Source organism: Agrobacterium sp. NPDC058088 (assembly GCF_042885035.1).
Taxonomy (GTDB): Bacteria; Pseudomonadota; Alphaproteobacteria; order Rhizobiales; family Rhizobiaceae; genus Agrobacterium.
In genome coordinates this window covers 879,689-900,922 of record NZ_JBHVSU010000002.1, presented here as the reverse complement: position 1 = coordinate 900,922, position 21,234 = coordinate 879,689, and the positions used below count along the sequence as shown (strand labels likewise).

At 59.4% G+C, this 21,234-nt stretch carries 22 protein-coding genes; 11 read left to right on the top strand and 11 right to left on the bottom strand.

From position 1 onward, the window contains the following. The first annotated feature begins 83 nt into the window (after positions 1 to 83). From ACFVTJ_RS09750 to ACFVTJ_RS09735, 4 genes are read left to right on the top strand one after another with little or no spacing between them, the layout of a single operon-like run. A complete protein-coding gene (locus tag ACFVTJ_RS09750) occupies positions 84 to 554 on the top strand; it encodes a RidA family protein (protein WP_386906722.1) in 471 nt (156 codons plus the stop codon). Next, the gene (locus tag ACFVTJ_RS09745; protein ID WP_386906720.1) at positions 551 to 1,291 is read left to right on the top strand and encodes a glycerophosphodiester phosphodiesterase; all 741 of its coding nucleotides are present in this window, start codon (positions 551 to 553) and stop codon (positions 1,289 to 1,291) included. Before ACFVTJ_RS09750 ends, ACFVTJ_RS09745 begins: the two co-directional genes overlap by 4 nt. Continuing rightward, complete coding sequence (locus ACFVTJ_RS09740) at positions 1,288 to 2,487, top strand: GNAT family N-acetyltransferase (RefSeq protein ID WP_386906718.1); 1,200 nt, start codon at positions 1,288 to 1,290, stop codon at positions 2,485 to 2,487. The genes ACFVTJ_RS09745 and ACFVTJ_RS09740 overlap by 4 nt, the downstream gene beginning before the upstream one ends. 23 nt (positions 2,488 to 2,510) lie before the next feature. Continuing rightward, complete coding sequence (locus ACFVTJ_RS09735) at positions 2,511 to 2,939, top strand: HIT family protein (RefSeq protein ID WP_386906716.1); 429 nt, start codon at positions 2,511 to 2,513, stop codon at positions 2,937 to 2,939. A 99-nt stretch (positions 2,940 to 3,038) separates the two neighbouring features. Here ACFVTJ_RS09735 and ACFVTJ_RS09730 read toward each other — a convergent pair whose 3' ends face one another. Then, on the bottom strand, positions 3,039 to 3,890 hold the full coding sequence (locus ACFVTJ_RS09730; protein ID WP_386906714.1) for an urea carboxylase-associated family protein: 852 nt from the start codon (positions 3,888 to 3,890) through the stop codon (positions 3,039 to 3,041). 109 nt (positions 3,891 to 3,999) lie between these two features. Between ACFVTJ_RS09730 and ACFVTJ_RS09725 the strand changes: the two genes are divergently transcribed. Further along, entirely contained in the window at positions 4,000 to 4,863 is an 864-nt protein-coding gene (locus ACFVTJ_RS09725) for a LysR substrate-binding domain-containing protein (RefSeq protein ID WP_386906940.1), read from the top strand. A 14-nt stretch (positions 4,864 to 4,877) separates the two neighbouring features. Here ACFVTJ_RS09725 and ACFVTJ_RS09720 read toward each other — a convergent pair whose 3' ends face one another. From ACFVTJ_RS09720 to ACFVTJ_RS09695, 6 genes are all read right to left on the bottom strand, one after another. Further along, positions 4,878 to 5,222 carry an AzlD domain-containing protein gene (locus ACFVTJ_RS09720; RefSeq protein WP_386906712.1) on the bottom strand — a complete coding sequence of 115 codons (345 nt, stop codon included), beginning with the start codon at positions 5,220 to 5,222 and terminating at the stop codon, positions 4,878 to 4,880. Continuing rightward, entirely contained in the window at positions 5,219 to 5,977 is a 759-nt protein-coding gene (locus tag ACFVTJ_RS09715; protein WP_386906710.1) for an AzlC family ABC transporter permease, read from the bottom strand. The genes ACFVTJ_RS09720 and ACFVTJ_RS09715 overlap by 4 nt, the downstream gene beginning before the upstream one ends. 167 nt (positions 5,978 to 6,144) lie before the next feature. Further along, complete coding sequence (clpA, locus tag ACFVTJ_RS09710; protein WP_386906708.1) at positions 6,145 to 8,655, bottom strand: ATP-dependent Clp protease ATP-binding subunit ClpA; 2,511 nt, start codon at positions 8,653 to 8,655, stop codon at positions 6,145 to 6,147. Between the two features lie 10 nt (positions 8,656 to 8,665). After that, on the bottom strand, positions 8,666 to 9,019 hold the full coding sequence (gene clpS, locus ACFVTJ_RS09705; RefSeq protein WP_006312564.1) for an ATP-dependent Clp protease adapter ClpS: 354 nt from the start codon (positions 9,017 to 9,019) through the stop codon (positions 8,666 to 8,668). A 286-nt stretch (positions 9,020 to 9,305) separates the two neighbouring features. After that, positions 9,306 to 11,891 carry a cell cycle histidine kinase CckA gene (cckA, locus tag ACFVTJ_RS09700; protein WP_386906706.1) on the bottom strand — a complete coding sequence of 862 codons (2,586 nt, stop codon included), beginning with the start codon at positions 11,889 to 11,891 and terminating at the stop codon, positions 9,306 to 9,308. Between the two features lie 172 nt (positions 11,892 to 12,063). Next, entirely contained in the window at positions 12,064 to 12,342 is a 279-nt protein-coding gene (locus ACFVTJ_RS09695; RefSeq protein WP_386906704.1) for a hypothetical protein, read from the bottom strand. Positions 12,343 to 12,576: 234 nt separating this feature from the next. On the opposite strand from ACFVTJ_RS09695, the gene ACFVTJ_RS09690 reads away from it, so the two are divergent. Continuing rightward, positions 12,577 to 13,821, top strand: coding sequence for a flagellar biosynthetic protein FliO (locus ACFVTJ_RS09690; RefSeq protein ID WP_386906702.1), 1,245 nt, complete (start codon positions 12,577 to 12,579; stop codon positions 13,819 to 13,821). 108 nt (positions 13,822 to 13,929) lie between these two features. Here the strand turns inward: ACFVTJ_RS09690 and dksA are convergent, their stop codons facing one another. Next, positions 13,930 to 14,349: an RNA polymerase-binding protein DksA gene (gene dksA / locus ACFVTJ_RS09685; protein ID WP_006312570.1), complete on the bottom strand. Its 420-nt coding sequence runs from the start codon at positions 14,347 to 14,349 to the stop codon at positions 13,930 to 13,932. A gap of 302 nt (positions 14,350 to 14,651) precedes the next feature. Between dksA and ACFVTJ_RS09680 the strand changes: the two genes are divergently transcribed. From ACFVTJ_RS09680 to ACFVTJ_RS09665, 4 genes are all read left to right on the top strand, one after another. Beyond that, a complete protein-coding gene (locus ACFVTJ_RS09680) occupies positions 14,652 to 15,128 on the top strand; it encodes a SixA phosphatase family protein (protein WP_386906938.1) in 477 nt (158 codons plus the stop codon). A 128-nt stretch (positions 15,129 to 15,256) separates the two neighbouring features. After that, positions 15,257 to 16,735 carry a YcjX family protein gene (locus ACFVTJ_RS09675; RefSeq protein WP_386906700.1) on the top strand — a complete coding sequence of 493 codons (1,479 nt, stop codon included), beginning with the start codon at positions 15,257 to 15,259 and terminating at the stop codon, positions 16,733 to 16,735. Beyond that, entirely contained in the window at positions 16,732 to 17,811 is a 1,080-nt protein-coding gene (locus ACFVTJ_RS09670; protein WP_386906698.1) for a TIGR01620 family protein, read from the top strand. The genes ACFVTJ_RS09675 and ACFVTJ_RS09670 overlap by 4 nt, the downstream gene beginning before the upstream one ends. A 129-nt stretch (positions 17,812 to 17,940) precedes the next feature. Further along, the gene (locus ACFVTJ_RS09665) at positions 17,941 to 18,501 is read left to right on the top strand and encodes a hypothetical protein (protein WP_386906696.1); all 561 of its coding nucleotides are present in this window, start codon (positions 17,941 to 17,943) and stop codon (positions 18,499 to 18,501) included. A 14-nt stretch (positions 18,502 to 18,515) separates the two neighbouring features. Here ACFVTJ_RS09665 and folK read toward each other — a convergent pair whose 3' ends face one another. From folK to folP, 3 genes are all read right to left on the bottom strand, one after another. Beyond that, on the bottom strand, positions 18,516 to 19,052 hold the full coding sequence (gene folK, locus ACFVTJ_RS09660; protein WP_386906694.1) for a 2-amino-4-hydroxy-6-hydroxymethyldihydropteridine diphosphokinase: 537 nt from the start codon (positions 19,050 to 19,052) through the stop codon (positions 18,516 to 18,518). Then, positions 19,036 to 19,401, bottom strand: a complete 366-nt coding sequence (folB, locus tag ACFVTJ_RS09655) for a dihydroneopterin aldolase (protein ID WP_003502532.1) — start codon at positions 19,399 to 19,401, stop codon at positions 19,036 to 19,038. Before folB ends, folK begins: the two co-directional genes overlap by 17 nt. A gap of 78 nt (positions 19,402 to 19,479) precedes the next feature. Continuing rightward, positions 19,480 to 20,265 (bottom strand): dihydropteroate synthase, encoded by a 786-nt coding sequence (gene folP / locus ACFVTJ_RS09650; RefSeq protein ID WP_386906936.1) that lies wholly within the window; start codon positions 20,263 to 20,265, stop codon positions 19,480 to 19,482. Positions 20,266 to 20,444: 179 nt separating this feature from the next. On the opposite strand from folP, the gene ACFVTJ_RS09645 reads away from it, so the two are divergent. Next, on the top strand, positions 20,445 to 21,071 hold the full coding sequence (locus tag ACFVTJ_RS09645; RefSeq protein WP_386906692.1) for a DUF922 domain-containing Zn-dependent protease: 627 nt from the start codon (positions 20,445 to 20,447) through the stop codon (positions 21,069 to 21,071). The last annotated feature ends 163 nt before the right edge of the window (positions 21,072 to 21,234 follow it).

Below are 21,234 nucleotides of genomic sequence, written 5' to 3'. Positions count from 1 at the left end.
GTACAAGCAACCGCCCGGCTTTTGGATCAACATCTTCTGAATGCCGGATTCTTGAAGGATTTACAACAAAACCGGAGACGAAAATGTCTGACGTCATCGAAGGCCGCCTCAAGGAACTGGGCTTTACGCTACCTGTCGCGGCAGCACCAGCCGCAAACTACGTTCCCTTCACCATCAGCGGCAATCTGCTTTATGTATCAGGTCAACTGCCGATGGAATCGGGCAAGATTGCGGTGACGGGCCTCGTTGGCCGCGATGTTGATGTCGCTACGGCCCAGCGCGCCGCCGAATTATGCGCCGTCAACATTCTCGCACAGGTCAAGGCCGCATTGAATGGCGACCTCTCGAAAATCCGCCGCGTCCTCAAGCTTAACGGTTTTGTTGCCTCGGTTCCTGAGTTCGTCGAACAGCACCTTGTCATCAATGGCGCATCCAATCTTCTCGCCAATGCTCTCGGTGACGCCGGCAAGCACGCCCGCGCCGCTGTCGGAATGGCCTGCCTGCCCTTCAATGCCGCCGTCGAGATCGACGCGATCGTGGAAATCGACGTATGACCCTCAAGCTTTCCTGGTTGACGGCCCAGCCCGTCGCCCATCGCGGTTATCATGATCTCAACAAGGCAGTCTGGGAAAATACGCTTTCCGCCTTTTCCCGCGCCATCGAAGCCGGCTTTGCCATTGAATGCGATGTCCAGCTGGCCGCAGACAGCGTGCCGGTGGTTTTCCATGACCACGATATGGCTCGACTGACAGGCATCACGGGTGACGTGCGGGAACGCACCTCGGGTGAACTGGCCATGCTTGCCGTTGGTCAAACCAAAGATCGGGTCCCCACCCTCAAGCAGCTTTTGGCGCTTACCGCCGGCAAGGTGCCGCTGGTGATCGAGCTGAAGGGCCGTGAAGGGGAAGGCGTCGATGACGGTTTTGCCGAGGCAGTTCTGGAGGACCTGGAAGGCTACAAGGGCCATGTAGCGCTGATGAGCTTCGACCATCACCTGCTGAAAGATTTGAAGGCTGCGGGCTCCCCCTGGCCGTTAGGTTTGACGGCCGAAGGTGACAAGCCGGAAGACTTCTTCAAACACGACGAAGCGATGCAGCTTGGGCTCGATTTCATCTCCTATCACTGGGGTCATCTTCCCAACAGCTTTATCGAAGCGCAAAGAAAACTCGGGCTTCCGGTGATTACCTGGACGGTAAGGGATGAAAATGCGCGCGCGACTACCTATAAATATGCGGACCAGATGACATTCGAAGGTTTCGACCCGAGAGAGAACCCCTCCGCCACGGCATGACAGAAGACTATTCCATACGCGTTGCGCAATCCCTGGGGGATATCGATCCGGAGAGCTGGAAACGGCTTTCCGGGACGTCACGCAATACATTAGGAAAATACTACAACCCGTTTGTATCCTATGCCTTTTTATCATCCATGGAGGAGTCCGGCTCGGCAACGGCAAAGACCGGCTGGCTTGGACATCACCTGCTACTCGAAGATGCCGCGGGCGCGCTCGTCGGTGCCGTACCGGCCTATCTGAAGAACCACAGCCAGGGCGAATATGTGTTCGACCACGGCTGGGCGGATGCATTCGAACGGGCTGGCGGCCATTATTATCCGAAGCTTCAATGTTCGGTCCCCTTCACACCTGCGACCGGGCCGCGGCTGCTTGTTTCCGAAACCATGGAGGCCAAGCGCTTCAAGCCGCTTCTCGCCTCCGGTCTTGCGCAGGTGACGGAAAAGATTGGCGTTTCTTCCGCGCATGTCACGTTTCTGGAAGAGGATGATCTGTCGGCTCTCCTGTCGCGCGATTTCCTGCACCGGACCGACCGGCAGTTTCACTTCATCAATGACGGCTATCGCGACCATGATGATTTTCTCGAAGCCCTTTCCTCACGCAAGCGCAAGGGACTGAAAAAGGAACGTCGCGCGGCGCTGGAACACGGCATCGAGATCGACTGGCTGACCGGAAGCGATCTGACGGAGGATATCTGGGACCAGTTCTTCGCCTTCTACATGGATACCGGCAGTCGCAAATGGGGCAGGCCCTACCTGACGCGGAAGTTCTATTCGCTGATCGGCGAGCGCATGGCTGATGATGTGCTGCTTGTCATGGCGAAACGTGAGGGGCGCTACGTTGCGGGCGCGATCAACTTCATCGGTTCGGATGCGCTTTATGGCCGCCACTGGGGCTGCATCGAGGATCACCCCTTCCTGCATTTCGAGGTGTGTTACCATCAGGCCATCGATTTCGCACTGGCGAAGGGATTGAAACGGGTGGAAGCGGGCGCGCAGGGTGAACACAAGCTGGCGCGCGGTTACGTACCGGTCACGACCCATTCGGCGCATTTCATCGCCCACCCGGGCCTGCGCCGTGCCATCGCCGATTATCTTCAGCGCGAGCGCGAAGAGGTCGAGCATATTGGCGATTATCTCGATGAACACACGCCATTCCGCAAGGGCGACAGACAGGAACACGAGCCGGACGCGTAATGTCCGCGATGAGGAGAGCACCGATGGCCAGCGCCTATGACGACAACAATATCTTCGCAAAAATCCTGCGCGGCGAAATTCCGAGCCACAAGCTTTACGAGGATGAGCATACGCTGGCCTTCATGGACGTGATGCCGCAGGCCCCCGGCCATCTGCTTGTCGTTCCCAAGACCGGTTCGCGCAATTTGCTCGATGCCGACCCGGAGGTGCTGGCGAAAACCATCCCCGTGGTGCAGAAACTCGCCGTTGCGGCCAAAGAAGCCTTCGATGCGGATGGTGTCTTCATCGCCCAGTTCAACGAGCCTGCGGCTGGCCAGACGGTGTTCCATCTGCATTTCCACGTCATTCCGCGTAAGGAAGGTGAGCCGCTGAAGCCGCATTCCGGCACCATGGCCGATGGCGAGGTGCTGAAGGCCCACGCGGAGAAGATCAGGGCGGCGCTGGCTTCCTGAGGTTGGCCTCACCCGCACAGTCATCCTCGGCCTTGTGCCAAGGATCGAACCTCGTATGGTGGCATCGATCCATCTGCGACGAAAAGCTTTTCGGGTTTATCACTCTACGGGACGATAGGCATTGCGCTCCGGCCAGGGCCAGCCGTCCAGCGCCGTCATATCCGGCCGGAATATTTCCACCTTCAGCGGATAACAGGCCGCCGTGTCGCTTGAATGGGTGGCGCTGCAATCGCCACCCGGGCAGGCGGAAAGTGCACCGATGAGGTCGATCTCCGCGAAAAATTCCAGATAGTCGCCGGGCCGCACCGGGCTCGCCTTCATGAAATATTGGTGTGTATCGTGGGTGAAACCGGTGCACATGAAGACATTGAGGACGTCATGCACATGCGGTTCGGCGTCGCGGAACGAAATGCCCCTGGCGGAGGCGAGCGCATTCGTCAGGTTCGAATGGCAGCAATGGTGGTAGTCGCCGCCGCTCAACAACTTGTTGGTATAGGGATCGCAGCGGGTGCCGATCACGTCATGCACACCGCCACCATCCTCGTCGAAGCCATACCATGACAGCGTGTCGTGCGTGATGGTCGCCATCGGCCGCAGGGATGGCAGGTTGCTCCACAGCCGGTTGCCGACGGAAACATGGGTAGCATGCAGCGCGCGCGTCTTGCCGCTGAAAAAACGCTCGTTCAGATCATGGGCGTTCCAGAGATTCAAATCCCCCACCTGCGGGCCTTCTATACTGACGATACGGAAAAAATGCCCTTTAGGAACAGTGAAGGTGCGACCGTCACGCGGGGGCACGATGACCTCATCGATCTTCTCCATGCCGCTCTTCGCCTGCTCCAGGCGTGCAAGGTCCGGCACCTCAAGCGTGCCGTTCGGATAAACAACGACGGGACGGACGGCACGGCGCTCGGGAGCGTCGGCGGGTTCGGCAGCAGGCATAGGGGTCATGAAATCCTCGGAAAAAACATTTTGGAGCTGATAATTGCGCCATGGTCGCCCCGCTGACAAGACGGGTTTTTCTTGCGCTCAGCCCAAGTCTCACTTACCCTTGTTGTTCATGACACTGCCGCCACTCGCCACCCTTCGTGCTTTCGAAGCCGCCGCCAGAAAGGCAAGTTTTGCCCTTGCCGCGCAAGAGCTCGGCATGACGGCGACTGCGGTAAGCCAGCATGTACGTAATCTGGAGGCATGGCTTGGGGTAGCTCTTTTCGAGCGCCACGCCCGCGGCGTCAGGCTTACCCCGGCCGGAAGTGAATTTGGTAACACGGTCTCCAGCAGCCTGCGGCAGATAGCTTCCGGTGCGGAGCGTATCCGTCGGGGTCACGACCGCATGACGGTGCGCCTTGCCAGCCTGCCTTCGGTGGTGGCGCATTTTCTGACACCCAGGCTGCCCCGCTTCCGGGCCCTGCATCCAGAAATACAGGTCTCAATCAGCTATTCCGGGGCGCAGCATAAAGGGGCGGCCGATCTAACCATCGGGCATGGAATAACCTTCGGTGAAAATGCGGTCGCCCTCTTCAGCGCCGAAACACGCCCAACCTGCTCTCCCGGCTATATCGCCAATGCAGGCCCCTTCAATGATGAGGCCAGCCTATTGGACGCCGAGCTGCTTCATGACGATACGGAAACCGCATGGCAGAACTGGTTTGCGGCGGCCGAATTGTCTTCAACCTATGGCACGGGTCCAATTTTTGCGGACTTTAATCTGCTCGTCACAGCGCTTAAGGCTGGACAGGGTATCGGCCTCTGCCCGACTGTGCTGTTTCGCGAAGAAATCGCCAAGGGCCAATTGGCCGTACTTTTCGACCGGGCTGCTGATACGGACAAACATTACTGGCTCATCCAGTCTGAAGATATATCCACAGCCGCGAAAACTCTCGCCGATTGGCTGGTGGTCGAGGCCCGACAAAACAGCTTTTGATACAAAAACCGGCATTAAAAACCGAGCACGAACAGCCCAGCCGCTAGAAGTACAATCGGGACCGCCACACCGACAATGACGCGCTGCCCCGCCACCAGAAATGCGATGAAACCGAGGACGGCCGCGCCGATGCGCAGCCACATGGGCGATGATTCCAGCGATCCGGTCGGAAAGACAATCAGCTTGGCGGTGACGGCCATGACGAGGGCGGTGGCAACCGCCCTTACCCAATAAAGCGCTTCGGAATCCTCTTTCAACCGATTGCCGGCGAGGACGCCGAGCCAGCGCCAGAAATCGGTTGCCAGCCAGCCGGCAATCGCGATGAACAGATAGGGCGCCCACCAGTTTTCGGTCATCATGGTTCGCCCTCCGGCGACGTCGGTTTGATCTTGCGGCGGAAAACGAGACGGTCGATCACATAGGCCAAAGTGCCTCCGCCGATACCCGCGTAGAGAATATCGAACTCCGGCGCGACCACCGCAAAGGCGGGTCCGGCAATCACGCCGATGATGAAGGCGACCTTGACGACAGAATGGCGAGCCGAGGCCCAGATGGATGCGATGAAATACACCGGCGTCAGAAAGAACAGCACACCCGCAACGAGCGGCGGGAAAGCGGCAACCACACCATAACACAGGCCAACGATGATGGCGTTGACGACCGTGAGCGTGATGCCGAAACCGGCGAACCAGGCGGCGCGTGCTTCGCGCGGCACCTTGGAAAGATTTTGCGTGGCAAAAACCCAGGCCGTGATCGCGACGAAATGCGAGAGAAACAGCAATATCCATGTCGGCGTCTTCGCGCCGCGCATTTCCGGCACGATGGAGGCGACCATCGGCATCATCCGGACCGAAGACAGGGTTACCGCCAGAAAACAGGCGGCAAGATTGGCACCGCCGACCATGGAGCCGATCAGGATCATCTTGGCAGGCAAGGCCCAGATGACGAGCGTCATGAACACCGCTTCGCCCCGCGCGACCCCGGATTCCAGCGCAAAGGCGCTGAAACCAACGAAAGACGTCATGAGGATGAGCGAGGGCAGCGAGAAAATGCCCCGCATTCCCCGGAGGAACCAGCCGCTAAGGGGGATGGCTTCGCTTTCAGCTATCTGCATGTGAATTCCACTGGAGTATTTCCGCTTTCCGTCGAATTGCGAAAACGCTCGATCTCTTTGTTTTACACATCACGGACGGAAAGTCGGAAACCACTTTCCCCGGAAATGCTTCACGCATGAAAATGCCGGGCTCTCGCCCGGCATTGTCGATCGGTCCAAGACCTTGCCTACTTCTTCTTCGGTACTTTCGGCACCGTATTGGCCTTGCGGCGCGGCTTGTCCTCATCGGACTTGTCGGCCTCGGCCACCAGAACCTCGGCCTCATCAGCGGCCTTTGCCGCCTTTGACGCCGTTTTTGCCTTGGCCTTCGGTTTGCCTGGCGATTTTGCCGCCTTCAGCTCGGCTTCCGGTTGCGGCTTCACAGGCGCGGTCTCAGGCAGAACGTCGAGGATCAGACCATCGGAACCGTCATCCTTTTTGCCGACGGTGACGCTGACGACGCCGCCCTTCTTGAGCTTGCCAAAGAGGATTTCGTTGGCGAGCGGCTTCTTGATGTTCTCCTGGATCACGCGCGACAGAGGGCGAGCGCCCATCTTCTCGTCGTAACCCTTCTCCGCCAACCAGGAGATCGCATCTTCATGCAGATCGAAGGTGACGTTGCGCTCGGAGAGCTGGGTTTCCAGCTGCATGACGAACTTCTGCACGACCTTGTGGATAACGGCGGTCGGCAGCGGCGAGAACGGAATGATCGCGTCCAGACGGTTGCGGAACTCCGGCGTGAACAGGCGGTTGATCGCCTCTTCATCTTCACCGGTGCGGCGCGAAGAACCGAAACCGATAGCGGATTTCGCCATTTCGGACGCACCCGCATTCGTCGTCATGATGAGGATGACGTTGCGGAAGTCGATTTTCTTACCGTTATGGTCGGTCAGCGAGCCGTGGTCCATCACCTGCAACAGGATGTTGTAGATGTCAGGATGCGCCTTTTCGATTTCGTCTAGCAGCACCACGGAATGCGGATGCTGATCGACGCCATCGGTAAGGAGACCGCCCTGGTCGAAGCCGACATAGCCGGGAGGCGCACCAAGCAGGCGCGACACGGTATGACGTTCCATGTACTCCGACATGTCGAAGCGCAGCATCTCGACGCCGAGCGAGGCGGCAAGCTGCTTGGCCACTTCCGTCTTGCCCACGCCTGTCGGGCCGGAGAAGACATAGGAGCCGATCGGCTTGTTCGGTTCGCGCAGGCCCGCACGCGCCAGCTTGATGGCCGTGGCAAGCGCCTCGATGGCGATGTCCTGACCATAAACGACCGAGCGCAGTTCCTTTTCGAGGTTGGCGAGAACCATCTCGTCATCCTTCGATACCGTCTTTGCGGGAATACGAGCCATCGTTGCGATGGTGGCCTCGATTTCCCGTTCGGTGATCAGCTTGCGACGCTTGGACGCTGGCAGCAGCATTTGCGCCGCACCGGTTTCGTCGATCACGTCGATCGCCTTGTCCGGCAGCTTGCGGTCCGAGATATAGCGGGCCGACAGTTCAACGGCAGCCTTGATCGCCTCGTTGGAATATCTGAGGTGATGGTAGTCCTCGAAATAGGGCTTCAGGCCCTTCATGATCGCAATCGCATCATCGATCGACGGCTCGTTGACGTCGATCTTCTGGAAACGACGAACGAGCGCACGGTCCTTTTCGAAGAACTGGCGATATTCCTTATAGGTGGTCGAGCCGATGCAGCGGATCGCGCCCGATGACAACGCGGGCTTCAAGAGGTTCGATGCATCCATTGCGCCGCCGGAAGTGGCGCCCGCACCGATCACGGTGTGGATTTCATCGATGAACAGAACCGCGCCCGGAAACTCTTCGAGTTCCTTGACCACCTGCTTCAGACGCTCTTCGAAATCACCGCGATAACGTGTGCCGGCAAGCAGCGTGCCCATGTCGAGCGAGAAGATGGTGTCATTGGCGAGCGCCTCCGGCACCTTGCCTTCGACGATACGCTTGGCCAAGCCTTCGGCAATCGCCGTCTTGCCCACGCCCGGATCGCCCACATAAAGCGGGTTGTTCTTGGAGCGGCGGCAGAGGATCTGGATGGTGCGGTTGACCTCGTCGTGACGGCCGATCAACGGGTCGATCTTGCCGTTCCTCGCCTTGTCGTTGAGGTTGACGCAATAGGCCTTCAGCGCATCCTGCTGCTTTTTGGCGGATGAACCCTCTTCCTCGGGATTGCCGCGGGTGGGCTTATTTTCGCTTTCCGGCTCATCAGCACCGCGCGGCGCGCGGGTCTGCGATGTGCCGGGGCGCTTGCCGATGCCGTGGGAGATGTAATTGACCGCGTCGTAACGGGTCATCTCCTGCTCCTGCAGGAAATAGGCGGCATGGCTTTCGCGCTCGGCGAAAATAGCCACGAGCACGTTGGCTCCGGTCACTTCCTCGCGGCCGGATGACTGCACATGGATGACGGCGCGCTGGATGACGCGCTGGAAGCCGGATGTGGGTTTGGAATCTTCGTCATAACCGGTGACGAGGTTGGTCAGTTCGTTGTCGACGTAATCGCTGACGGTCTTGCGCAGCGCATCGAGATCGACGTTGCAGGCGCCCATGACGGCTGCGGCATCCGCGTCGTCGATTAGCGCCAGAAGGAGATGTTCCAGCGTCGCATATTCGTGGTGACGCTCATTTGCAAAGGTCAGTGCCTGGTGCAGCGCCTTCTCGAGACTCGGGGAAAAAGTTGGCACGTTGCGATCCTCATTTCTTTTCCATGACGCATTGCAGCGGATGCTGGTGCTGTCGGGCGAAATCCATGACCTGGCTTACTTTCGTCTCTGCGACCTCATATGTAAACACCCCGCATTCGCCCACGCCGTGCTGGTGCACGTGCAGCATGATGCGGGTTGCCGCTTCGCGATCCTTCTGGAAAAAACGCTCCAGAATATGGATGACGAATTCCATGGGAGTGTAGTCGTCATTCAGTAAAAGAACACGGTACAAATTCGGTCTTTTCGTTTTCGGCTTAACGCGGGTGATAACAGACGTTCCGCGGTTGGTGCCGCCGTCTTCCCCGTCGCCCTCGCCCTGCATGTAGATCGGCTTAGCGATCATCTTTCATCATTCTCCAAACTGTTCTCAAACCGACAGCTGATTGCCAGGAGGGAGAACTTCGCCTCTCCATATCTAGGTCTTTAAGATGCGATTTTAAGCCCCTTGCGCAACGGTGCAATCACTATTGCGTTTGCGAAGAGGCAAACCTCGGGAAAAGTGAGGCTATGGAGGCCCCATACGACGCAAACGGGGAGCAAACGGGCGAGAACGGCACGGCTCAGGCCCCATGCAGGCCGGTTGTGCAGCGCAAATGACGCGGGGCGAATCCAGTTCGCCGCCGCCCGCTTCACTCCTTGTCGTCGAGCATTTCGCGAACAGCGATGGCGAGTTGCTTCAGCGAGAAGGGTTTCGGCAGGAATCCGAACTTGGCATCCGCCGGCAGGTTCTTGGCAAAGGCGTCCTCGGCATAACCGGAAACGAAGATGAATTTCAGGTCCGGATAGGATTTGCGCAGTTCTCTCAGCAGCGATGGACCGTCCATTTCCGGCATCACGACGTCGGATACGACGATGTCGACCTTGCCTTCCAGTTCTTCCATCACTTCCAGCGCCTCGGTGCCGGAACCAGCCTCATGCACGGTGTAACCGCGGGTTTCCAGCATGCGTTTGCCGCCACGCCGGACCGCTTCTTCGTCCTCGACCAGCAGAACGACAGCGGATTTGCCGGTGAGATCCAGCGGCTCTTCCTTCACCGGCTCCGCCGCCACGACTGGTGCGGGCATCAGTTCGCCGTCCTGCCCCATCACCTGAACGACCTCGACCACGTGGCGCGGCAGATAGATGCGGAAAGCGGTTCCCTTGCCCACTTCCGATTCGGGATAGATGTAACCGCCCGACTGCTTGACGATGCCATAGACCATGGACAGGCCAAGGCCCGTACCCTTGCCGACTTCCTTGGTGGTAAAGAAGGGCTCGAAAATCTTGTCCATGATTTCAGGGGGAATGCCGGTGCCGTTGTCGGCGACTTCCACCATGACCATGTCTTCGGCCGGGAATTCGGGGCGGCCAAGCGCTGCGACTTCCTTGGCGTCGACGTTGCGCGTTCTGATGGTGATCTTGCCACCATCGGGCATGGCATCGCGCGCGTTGACGCAGAGGTTGATGAGCACCTGCTCGAATTGCGAAAGATCGGTCTTCACCGGCCAGAGATCACGGCCATAGTCGACCTCCAGCTTGACATTGGTGCCTGATATCAACCGGTCCACCAGCATGCGCAGATCGCCGATGACGTCGGTCAGGTTGAGGACGGCCGGCCGCATCGTCTGCTTGCGGGAGAAGGCAAGAAGCTGTCGCACCAGCACGGCGGCGCGGTTGGCATTGCGCTTGATCTCCATGAGGTCGGCGAAGCTCGGATCGGCTGGCCGTGCCTGCAGCAGCAGATGGTCTGAGGACAGCAGGATGGCGGTGAGAACGTTGTTGAAGTCGTGGGCGATGCCGCCCGCAAGCGTGCCCACCGCATTCATCTTCTGGGTCTGCGCCATCTGGGTTTCGAGCGCCTTCTGCTCGGTCACCTCAATGGCGTAAACGATCGCCACTTCTTCCGGCGCCTCGTCGTCCTGGTCGATGACGGCGTTCACGTAAAAACGGAAGTGCCTGCCCTCATCGCTCGGATGGCGGGAATCGAAGGGCGCGATATCGCCCTGGCGATCCTTGGCTTCCGCCAGCGCCTGTTCCAGCCGCGGCTTCTCATTGTCATGAAGCACGGTTTCGAGTGCTACGCCGCGGTCGATATCGTCACGCCCGACAACGCCGGAGAAGAGCTTGAGGAACGGCGCGTTGATGCGCAGGATGCGGCCTTCGCCATCGAGCGAGGCGATCGCCATCGGCGTATTGTTGAAGAAGCGCGTGAAGCGCATGGCGGAGGACGATTCCGTGTCCTCCTGCCCCTTAGGGCGCATCAGAACGATCGTCCGGCTTTCACCCGGCGCACCATCCTTTGCGGTGACCTGATGGACGAGGCGGGCCGGCATGCTCTGGCCGTTCACCCGGCGCATGTCGAGATCGAGGATTTCGGTGCGCTTGGCCGTGCCCTGCGGATGAACGGATTCAATCAGAGCCATGCCTTCGCCAGCGACGATATCCGAGATCGTCATCGAACCTGGCGAAAACTGCGCGAGATCGATGCCGAGCCATTCGGACAGGGTGGCGTTCAGATAAACGATCTCGCCCTTGCGGGTGGCGGAAAAGAAACCGGCCGGCGCATGATCGAGGTAATCGATGGCGTTTTGCAATTCGCGGAAAAAGCGCTCCTGGTCCTCGCGCTCCGGTGTGATATCGGCGATCTGGAAAACGTGAAGCCCCTCGCCGCCCGCATCCTTCAGCACCCTGCCCTTCAGCCTGTACCAATGCGGCCCCGCGCCGGAATCCTCGCCGAGCGGTTTCAGCAGCCGGAACTCCTCATAACCATCACGGCCTTCGCGTAGCACGTTGATGAGCCGGTAAAGCGCTTCGGTCGATTCGCGGCTGCGCGACAGAAGCGTCTCGAGGCTCTGAATATCGCTTGCCTTGGTGGTGCCGCTCATCCGGCAATAGGTGGCGTTAGCGTAGACCATATGCCCCTTGGCGTCGGTGATCAGCGTGCCTTCGGGGTGAGCCGAGAGAAACCGGCGGGCAAGGCCGTCTGATTGCGACTGCGGCATGACCTCGATGAAACCGATGATCGACGAGACCAGAAAGAAGATGCCCATCATGGCCAGCACGCCGAGAATGCCGAGCACGATTTCGTTTTCGAGCGAATCCTTGAAATAAACGAAGGCCGCGGCCGCCGCGATCAGCACCAGCGCCAGAAGCAGAATACGCAAGACCGTGCCGGAACGGGCACGCCTGTCCACCAGCGGAAGGTCGTTGTCGCTTGTCTCGCGCACCCGTGTCATCTTGGCCTCGCAATCGTGCAGGTCGTCATTCGGTCAGCCTTATTCCTCGACGGAATCGGGCAGCAGAATTTCTTGTAGCAACTCGCTTGACCGTCAAAAAGCTCCGCTACGACACAAAGGGTTAAAAAAGCACAGCGAAAACAGCCTGAAAGCTGTATAAATGCTGGAAAGACTATCGTCGCGTACAGCTCAGCTCTTTTACCTGGCATTGAATGCGCGGCGCGGAGCAGACGATCTTGCCTTCAGTGACCGTGCAGATCGAGCATCCGTCCGTGAAGTCGATGCAGGACGGGTGGTCCCGGACGAAGTCCGCCATGGTGGCGGAAGTTTCCGGCGCTCTGTTTTCTGCCGCTGTCGCGAGATGCGGAGAGCCGAAAATCGGCAGCGACCAGAAAACAAGGGCAAGCAGACGTGGTGCAGGAAACCCGTCAATGCGCGATAGCTTGACCATTTAGAGCGCTCCTCAAGCGAAAGGATTGCAACCTTCATTGTCTCTCAGCATTGAAAGAGAAGGTATGATGTTGTGGTGGCGACGTCGCGATCGATGCGGCAATCCTGTGGGGCGAAATGAATAGACCTTGTATCGCACTTAAAAAAATCGTCTTTTCCTCTTTCTCGTTCACACTATAAGAACCACGGCAATATTAATTGTCCCAGAAATTAAAATGCCAAAAAATCTGAAGGGATGATCTCCATGATGGAAGATTTTATCGGCACCTATGGCAACAATCTCATCGTCGCCGTTGTCGGTGTGGGTGTGGCGCTTCTCGTTCTGGCGATTGCTTTGTGGCTTCTGCGCAGGCGCAGTGGCTCGGCGCCCTTTATCCGTGGTGGTCGCAACCGGCAGCCGCGCCTGCAGGTTCTTGACGCTACGGCCGTGGATGCGCGCCGTCGTCTGGTTCTCGTGCGTCGCGACAATGTCGAACATCTCGTCATGATCGGCGGCCCGACGGATATCGTCATCGAGAGCGGCATCGGGGCGATCCCGATCGTCAGGGACGTGCAGGAGCCGGAACTGAAGGCGCTGCCGCGACAGGAAAGCGAACAGAAGAGAGCCGAACCGGCGATCCCGCAGGAACGCCGCGCCGCGCTGCCGCCGCAGCCCGTTGTGGCCGCTGCGCCCGTTTCCGCCGCCGAAGAACCCGTAAAGCAACCGCAGCGGCCGGAGCAGCCAGCGCCTGCGCCGGTTGCGCGTCCCGCACCTGTTGCAGCAATCGCCACTCCGGTGGCATCGCGTCCTTCGCCCCCTCCACAAACCGTCCCGTCTGCCGCGCTCTCGCGAGAGCCGGCTCCCGCAAGACAGGCGGCGCCTGAGCGGACCCGCCCCGCGCCGCCGCCAATACCGGCAGCCGCCCCGGCCGCGACCATCCTGCCCATAGCCGCTGCATCGCTGGATGTGGCGGCGACACCGGCGGAGCCAAAGCGGACCGATCCCTTCGTGCCGGCTCCGGCGCCCACGCCCGTTGCGCCGCCCAACCCGGCGCAGATGCCCGAACAAGCAAAGGCGGCCGAAGAGCGGCCCATGGAGCTTGCCCCGCCGGTCTTTGCGGCGCGCGAACCGGTAATCGACCAATCCAACGCCGCCGATTTTCTCGACGCTGCCCGAGAGCGGGTTCTTCCAGACCTGAAGCCGGGTCAGAATACGCCGCCCACTCCCTTTCCGCCGAGGCCTGAAAAACCTGCTGTAGCTTCGTCCGACACCGAACCGAAATTTTCAGACGAGCTCGCCAGCGATTTCGAAAGCTTTCTGGAAGCGGAAATCGCCAAGAGCAAGGACGCAGATAGTGAACCCTCGGTCGCGCCCGTGGCCGACAGGCAGGCCAAAACGCAGCCCGTCTCCCCGCCCGTCACCGGCGCTTCACCGGATGGAGATATGCAGAAGGAAATGGCGCGTATCTTCGGAGAGCTTTCCGTCACCCGCGACCGGTGACGGGCACGGATCTTCCGGCGTAAAATTCACGACAGCAAAAAGGGCACGGAAACGACTTCCGTGCCCTTTTTCAATTGATGCGGTTTCCAGCCCGTGGGCGGAAACGTCTTATTCGTCGCGGTATACTTTTTCGCGACGCTCGTGACGCTCCTGCGCCTCGATGGAGAGCGTAGCGATCGGGCGGGCGTCCAGACGCTTGAGGCCGATGGGCTCGCCCGTTTCTTCACAGTAACCGTAAGTGCCGTCGTCGATCCGCTGAAGGGCTGCATCGATCTTCGAGATCAGCTTGCGCTGACGGTCGCGGGCGCGAAGCTCGATCGCCCGGTCTGTTTCAGAAGATGCCCGATCTGCAAGATCGGGGTGGTTGGCGCTTTCTTCGGCGAGATGTCCGAGCGTCTCGCGCGCTTCTCTCAGGATATCATTTTTCCATGCTATGAGCTTCGCGCGAAAGTAGGCGCGCTGGCTGGCATTCATGAACTCATCGTCTTCCGAGAGTACATATTTGCTAAGATCGATCTTCTCACTCAACGCGATTCTCCTCGAAGAACATCTCAATGCGGCGGTGTATACTCCAATGATAGTGGCCGGTTCAAGTCTGCAGATCAGTTTTAGGGCATTTTTAAAACTGACACAAAAATCATCTAAATGACTAATTTTTATTCTTTATTCGAATTGAAGCGATCTCTTCTTCAATCACTTCAATGCGACTTACCAACAGGAAAGGGGACTTGCGATCCTGCAACCCTATCCTGTAGCATTCAGTCCATGCCCTGACATTCGAACGCCGGTCCCCGCCCTTGACAGCATCTTTCCCGAGCCGAGTTTATCTTCTGCGCCACGCCAAGGCCGCCTGGGCGGCGCCGGGAGAACGGGATTTCGACCGGGGATTGAACGAGGCCGGTTTTGCCGAAGCGGAGGTCATCGCCGACCTTGCCGCCGACAGGCGCTACCGTCCCGATGTGCTTCTTTCATCCACGGCTACGCGCTGCCGGCAGACCACACAGGCGTGGCAACGGGCTTTCAACGAAGGCATCGATATCGTCTATATTGACGAGATGTATAATGCCCGCAGCGAAACCTATCTGTCACTCATCGCCGCGCAAACGGAGGTGCAGTCGGTGATGCTGGTGGGGCACAACCCCACCATGGAAGCAACGCTGGAAGCCATGATCGGCGAAGATCTTTTGCATGCTGCCCTGCCCTCGGGTTTTCCCACATCGGGTCTTGCGGTTCTGGATCAGGACGACAGCGCAGCAAGCGGTAAAAACCGCTGGCGACTGATCGATTTCCTGGCACCAGGCAAATAATCGCCACCAAGAACCCCAAGGCGCCGGGAGAGCAGCTCCGCCGAAAATCCGCTGGAGCGCTTCTTTTTTGGGCAGCCGCAACTTCCTATATGCAGCCGTGACCGTGAAAAACAGCCAGGAAATTGCCATTGCCGCCTTCTCTTACGTCCCTGACAGACAGCGCGCTTATCGCTTTCGATAATCTGGCCGACCGTGCGAGCAACCTCACGCATCCGACATTGCGGCTTGGCGTCACCGGCCTTTCGCGGGCGGGCAAGACGGTTTTCATCTCCTCCCTAGTCCATAACCTCCTGAATGGCGGCCGGTTGCCGCTGTTTGAGGCCATGCGATCCGGGCGCGTCTCGAATGTTCGCCTCGAGCCGCAGCCGGATGACGCCATTCCCCGCTTCCAGTATGAAGACCATATTCAGGCGCTGGTACGCGACAGGCTCTGGCCGGATTCAACACGGGCGATCTCGGAACTGCGGATCACGCTTGCTTATCAGAGCGCCAGCGGCTGGGGCCGGTGGTTCTCGGCCGGCAAGCTCTCCATCGATATCGTCGACTATCCCGGCGAATGGCTGCTCGATCTGCCGCTGCTCTCGCAGGACTACAAGCAGTTCAGCGATGCGACCGTCGCCCTTGCCCAAAGCGGCATCCGCGCCGAATTGGCGCAGGAATGGCTGGCCATTGCCTCGTCGCTCGACATCAATGCGCCGGCCGATGAAATGACGGCGCGACGGCTGGCGGAAAGTTTCGCCGCCTATCTGAAGGCAGGCAAATCCGACGAGAGGTCACTTTCGACCCTGCCGCCCGGCCGTTTCCTGATGCCCGGTGATCTGGAAGGATCGCCGGCGCTTACCTTTGCACCGCTGCCGGGCCTGACCGAAGAGAAAGCGCCAAAAGGCTCCTTGCGTGCCATGATGGAACGACGCTACGACGCCTATAAATCGATCGTCGTCAAACCCTTCTTCCGCGAACATTTCGCTCGTCTCGACCGGCAGATAGTACTGATCGACACGCTGCAGGCCGTCAATCGCGGTCCGGAAGCCGTGCAGGATCTGGAAAGGGCGCTGGGCGACGTGCTTGCCTGTTTCCGCCCCGGCACCAACAGCCTGCTGTCGTCGCTTGTCCGCCGGCGCATCGACAAGGTGCTGATTGCCGCCACCAAGGCTGATCATCTACATCACGAAAGCCATGACCGGCTCGAGCGGCTGACCCGCCGCCTGGTTGACCGCGCCATCACGACCATCGGCATGAACGGCGCCGGTATCGAGGTCATGGCGCTCGCCTCCGTGCGCGCCACCAGAGAGGCAAGCGTACGGCAGGACGGCCACGAGCTTCCCGTCATCGTCGGCACGCCGATGGCTGGTGAAACCATCAATGGCGAGACGTTCGATGGCAATCGCAAGACGGCGATCTTTCCGGGCGACCTGCCCGACGATCCGGAGCCTTTGTTCCGCAGCATCGACCAAGATGGCGATAAGGCGACACTGCCTGACGTCAATGTCGTGCGCTTTCGCCCACCCAATATTGACGAGCCGGGCAGCGGTGGAATCCGGCTTTCCGTTCCCCATATCAGGCTCGACCGCGCCATGCAGTTCCTGTTCGGAGACAAGCTCGCATGAAGGCTCCCACACAAAACGATCCGCAGACACGCCGCCCGGCGGCTTTCACGCTAGAGACCGAGGAGACGGTACGCCCGTCAACCTCACAAAAACGCGCGCCGCGCAGCTTCGACGCCGAGATATCGCTAACGTCGGACGAGGATGATCCGTTTCTGGCGCCTGCAGATGTCGACGCCGCGGCATTGCCGGTGGCAGTGCCAAAGAAAAGCCGCTTCTCGTTCGGCAAGCTGGCGCTCGGTGCACTCGGTGTCCTGTTCTCGCTGGCCTTCGGGCTCTGGGCGGACCAACTTATCCGCAATCTGTTTTCCCGCTCCGACTGGCTGGGTTACACGGCAACGATTGCCCTCATCGTCGCGCTTTTCGCGGTCCTCGCCGTCGTCGGCCGCGAGGTCTTTGGCATCATGCGGCTCAACGCCGTACAATCCCTCAAGACGGATGCCGAGACGGCAAGCCTCGATAAGAGCCCGAAACCTGCCCGCGCCATCGTCACCCGCCTGAATGCCGTCCTCTCGCACCGGGCTGAAACGGCCAAGGGGCGCGCGGCACTCAAGGAAACGGAAAGTGACGTCATCGATGGCCCGCATCTGATCGAGCTTGCCGAACGCGAGTTGCTGGTGCCACTGGACAGGCAGGCCCGCGCCCTCATTCTCAATTCCTCCAAGCGTGTGTCGGTCGTCACGGCCGTCAGCCCGCGCGCGGTGGTTGATCTCGCTTATGTACTTTTCGAAGTGACGCGGCTGGTGCGCGCCATGGCGGAGCTTTATGGCGGCCGTCCGGGCACGCTGGGCATGCTGAAGCTCCTGCGCGATGTCGTCGCGCACCTTGCCGTGACGGGGTCGATCGCGGTTGGCGACGGCCTTGCCCAGCAGGTTCTCGGCCATGGCCTTGCCTCGAAACTCTCCGCCCGTCTCGGCGAAGGCGTCATCAACGGGCTGATGACGGCGCGAATCGGCATTGCTGCCATGGATCTTTGCCGGCCGCTGCCGTTCAGAGCGGTGAAGCGGCCAGGCATCGGCGATTTCATGTCCGACCTCACACCTGATTTAAGCGGCGGAAAAAACGCTGAAAAAGCCTGATCCACCGGTTATTGACGGTTCAAAAGGTTACGGACAAAGGCGTAAATGAGAGCGAAATAAACCAAGCATTAACCATTCCGCCGGTAGATTGCCGCCTATCGAACAGGCTTCTTCGCCGGGGAAAGTATCATGTATTCGCGCTTCTTTTCGCTTATGGGCGGGCTCGCCGCCATTTTGTCCGTCAGCGGCGGTTTTGGCATGTCTGACGTGCATGCGGCATCGCGCGATCGCGACGACGTGTTCTTCCGCTCCGTCGCCGGTGTCTGGAAAGGTCCGGGCGAAATCGTCGCCGGTAAATACAAGGGCACAAAATTCACTTGCGACCTGACGGGTGAACCGCTCGACGACAAGCAGACGGGCATCAAGCTCGGCGGCACCTGCCGTGTCGGCGTCTTCAGCCAACCCATGTCGGCCGTCATCAGCCAGAAGGGCAATAGCTACGAGGGCAAGTTCCTCGACGGTGCCGAAGGCAAGGGTCTCGACATAACGTCTGGCCAGGTGAGCGGCGACAAGGTCGTCGTCGGCATCAACCGCGCCAAGCTCAACGGTGCCATGGTCGCCCGCGTCTCCAAAGACAATTCGATGAACATCACCATTTCCGTCAAGGTTGCCGACCAGATGATCCCGGTCATCGGTGTGACGCTCGCGCGTGATATCGACCAGATCGCCGTCGGATCGATCAAGCCGTAAAAGCCATAATCTTCTCAGACACCGCCAGGCGGGAGTGTCCACCACTCCCGCTTTTCGTTTGCACGGACAATGCCGCTCCTGTCCGCCAACTGGAGCCATTCCTGCACGGGCTTGCCTTTGACCTCAAGGTCGGGCGCGATATCGGCGAGCGGCATCAGCACGAAAGCGCGCTCCGTCATGCGCGGATGCGGCACTGCGATGCTTTCTGTAACGATAGACTCATTACCATAGGTCAGCACATCGATATCGATGGTGCGCGGACCCCAGCGTTCCGTCCGCACCCGCTTCATGGCCTTTTCGATATCAAGGCATGTCTGCAACAGCGCGGGCGCTGAAAGCGAGGTTTCGACCAAGGCGCAGCAATTGAAAAAATCCGCTTGATCCGTCTTGCCCCAGGGCGGCGTGCGATAAAGACCGGAAACGGCCAGCACGCGGCATTCGTCCCGCCCATCAAGTTCGCGCAGCGCCCTCGCCATGGCGGCGGCGGGATCGCCAATGTTGCCGCCGAGACCAAGTGCAGCGATGGTCTTCTTTTCAGGCACGATGCTCAACGCTCACCTGCGCATAGTCGAGAATGCCTGGAACGGGTGCTGAGGGTTTACGCACCGTGATCCTCAGCCACACGATCTGCGGATAACGTGCCCGCAGCGCCTTTGCTATATCGTTCGCCAGCGCCTCGATGAGATAACGGCGCTGCCCGACGACGATCTTTTCGATGACGGCGAAGGCCACCCCATAATCGACGGTATTTTCGATATCGTCGGTTTCCAGCGCATCACCCGCTTCGACCTCCATCTCGGCATCGACAAAAAAGCGCTGACCCAGCACCTCCTCCTGCTCGAGAAGGCCATGACGGGCGAAAAAAGAACAGTTTTTCAGGATGATGGTATAGCGGCTCATCGCATCGCCTCCATGGCAGGATTGTTTCGCCTGAAAGCCGCGCCATCTTCGGGACACGTCATTCCGGTACTGGTTGATCTACGCATCGGCCTTTGCCGACGATTTGGCAAGAACCGCATCGGCAATAGCCAGTGCATCGCGGGTCGCGGCGACATTATGCACGCGAAAAATCGAAGCACCCGCAAGCCTCAGGATCGCGGTGGTCGCAGCCGTTCCGATATCGCGTTCTTCCGCTACATCCCTGCCCGTCAGCGACCCGATGAAACGCTTGCGCGACGTGCCGGCCAGAACCGGCAGGCCAAAAGCGGCAAGTTCACTGAAACGCGCCATCAGCGCGACATTTTCGCTTTCGTCCTTGGCAAAACCGAAACCGGGATCGAGCACCAGGGCATCGCGCTCAATGCCCGCTTCCTCGGCAATCAAGAGCGAGCGATTGAGAAATTCAAACTGATCCTCAATGACATCGGCAAGCTTCTGCCGGTCACGGCCGGTATGCATGATGCAGACGCCGGCGCGGGCGGCGGCAACCACGCCCGCCATATCCGGATCTTTCTGCAGACCGAAGACGTCATTGACGACATGGGCACCGGCGCTGATTGCCAGCCTTGCCGTTGACGCGCGATAGGTATCGACGGAAATCAGCACATCCGTCTCCCGGCGCAATTTCTCGATGACCGGCAGCACCCGGTCCTGTTCCTCTGCCTCTGTGACCGAGGCGGCACCTGGTCGCGTCGATTCGCCGCCGATATCTATGATGTCGGCTCCCTCCTCCACACAGGTCAGCGCATGGAAAAAAGCCGCATCGACGGCAAGATAACGGCCGCCATCGGAAAAGGAATCAGGCGTTGCATTGACGATGGCCATAATACGGCCACGCCCATCAAGTTTCAGGGAGCGGCCATGGGCCGCTTGCCACGCGTTGCTGCCGACTGTTATCACGTAACACGCGCCTTTCGGGAATAACGGAGTGTTATGTCAATTCTTATAAGTTCCGCTCCGCCTATGCAGCAAACCTTTTTCAAGTTCAACCGGAAGGCCGGGTCATGACCAAATCATCACGCGCTCTCTGCGCCGTTTTCGCAGGCGCATTGGCTCTTTCCCTTTCCGGACCGGCTTTTTCAGAAACCATCGTCCGCAAGACCTATTCCCATTTCTCGATCGGCGGCAAAACGGCGGCCGACCTCGACGAGCAACTTTCCAAGCATGGCCCGCTGACCCGCAATACCGGCGCGCGGCATCCCGGTGCGACCGAGATCAAATTCGGCGGCGAACTCACCTATGTCGAGAAGAACGGCATGTGCAGCGTCGGCACAGCCAAGGTGCTGCTCAACACCCGTATTCTGCTGCCGCAATGGAAAAACCGCCGCCGTACCACGGCGGAACTGGCCTTCATCTGGGATACGCTGCTTGCCGATATCAAGCGCCACGAGGAGCGCCACGCGGAAATCGCCCGCACCCATGCCCGTTCGCTCGAGAGACAGCTGACATCGCTTCGCCCGCAGAAAAGCTGCGAGGCGCTTCAGGCAATGGTCGGCAAGATCACCCAGACCGTGATGGACGAGCACGACCGCGACCAGATGCGCTTCGACGTGGTTGAATCGAAAAACTTCGATGCCCGCATGACCAGGCTGTTGAAAAACCGGCTGGAACAGGGGCAGGCCCGCCGCTGAGCGGCCTACCGCCCACTCATAACGTCCAAATATCAAGCACGGGCATGACGTTACGTCATATCCGATCTCACCCGTGACTTCTCGTCATGGTGCGGCCGGCAAGACTCATTGTAGCTTGTTCATACGGTTTGACATGGTTGCGGCCCACGGCGGCCCGGCGGTT

Excerpts from the sequence above, each read along its gene's own strand:
- folP (WP_386906936.1), bottom strand. The coding sequence starts at position 20,265 with ATGGCCATCGTCAATGCAACGCCTGATTCCTTTTCCGATGGCGGCCGT.
- ACFVTJ_RS09745 (WP_386906720.1), top strand. The coding sequence starts at position 551 with ATGACCCTCAAGCTTTCCTGGTTGACGGCCCAGCCCGTCGCCCATCGC.
- ACFVTJ_RS09720 (WP_386906712.1), bottom strand. The coding sequence starts at position 5,222 with ATGATGACCGAAAACTGGTGGGCGCCCTATCTGTTCATCGCGATTGCC.
- ACFVTJ_RS09665 (WP_386906696.1), top strand. The coding sequence starts at position 17,941 with ATGTATTCGCGCTTCTTTTCGCTTATGGGCGGGCTCGCCGCCATTTTG.
- ACFVTJ_RS09725 (WP_386906940.1), top strand. The coding sequence starts at position 4,000 with ATGACACTGCCGCCACTCGCCACCCTTCGTGCTTTCGAAGCCGCCGCC.
- ACFVTJ_RS09695 (WP_386906704.1), bottom strand. The coding sequence starts at position 12,342 with ATGGTCAAGCTATCGCGCATTGACGGGTTTCCTGCACCACGTCTGCTT.
- ACFVTJ_RS09690 (WP_386906702.1), top strand. The coding sequence starts at position 12,577 with ATGATCTCCATGATGGAAGATTTTATCGGCACCTATGGCAACAATCTC.
- ACFVTJ_RS09645 (WP_386906692.1), top strand. The coding sequence starts at position 20,445 with ATGACCAAATCATCACGCGCTCTCTGCGCCGTTTTCGCAGGCGCATTG.
- folB (WP_003502532.1), bottom strand. The coding sequence starts at position 19,401 with ATGAGCCGCTATACCATCATCCTGAAAAACTGTTCTTTTTTCGCCCGT.
- ACFVTJ_RS09735 (WP_386906716.1), top strand. The coding sequence starts at position 2,511 with ATGGCCAGCGCCTATGACGACAACAATATCTTCGCAAAAATCCTGCGC.
- ACFVTJ_RS09740 (WP_386906718.1), top strand. The coding sequence starts at position 1,288 with ATGACAGAAGACTATTCCATACGCGTTGCGCAATCCCTGGGGGATATC.
- ACFVTJ_RS09715 (WP_386906710.1), bottom strand. The coding sequence starts at position 5,977 with ATGCAGATAGCTGAAAGCGAAGCCATCCCCCTTAGCGGCTGGTTCCTC.
- ACFVTJ_RS09730 (WP_386906714.1), bottom strand. The coding sequence starts at position 3,890 with ATGACCCCTATGCCTGCTGCCGAACCCGCCGACGCTCCCGAGCGCCGT.
- ACFVTJ_RS09750 (WP_386906722.1), top strand. The coding sequence starts at position 84 with ATGTCTGACGTCATCGAAGGCCGCCTCAAGGAACTGGGCTTTACGCTA.
- cckA (WP_386906706.1), bottom strand. The coding sequence starts at position 11,891 with ATGACACGGGTGCGCGAGACAAGCGACAACGACCTTCCGCTGGTGGAC.
- clpS (WP_006312564.1), bottom strand. The coding sequence starts at position 9,019 with ATGATCGCTAAGCCGATCTACATGCAGGGCGAGGGCGACGGGGAAGAC.
- ACFVTJ_RS09670 (WP_386906698.1), top strand. The coding sequence starts at position 16,732 with ATGAAGGCTCCCACACAAAACGATCCGCAGACACGCCGCCCGGCGGCT.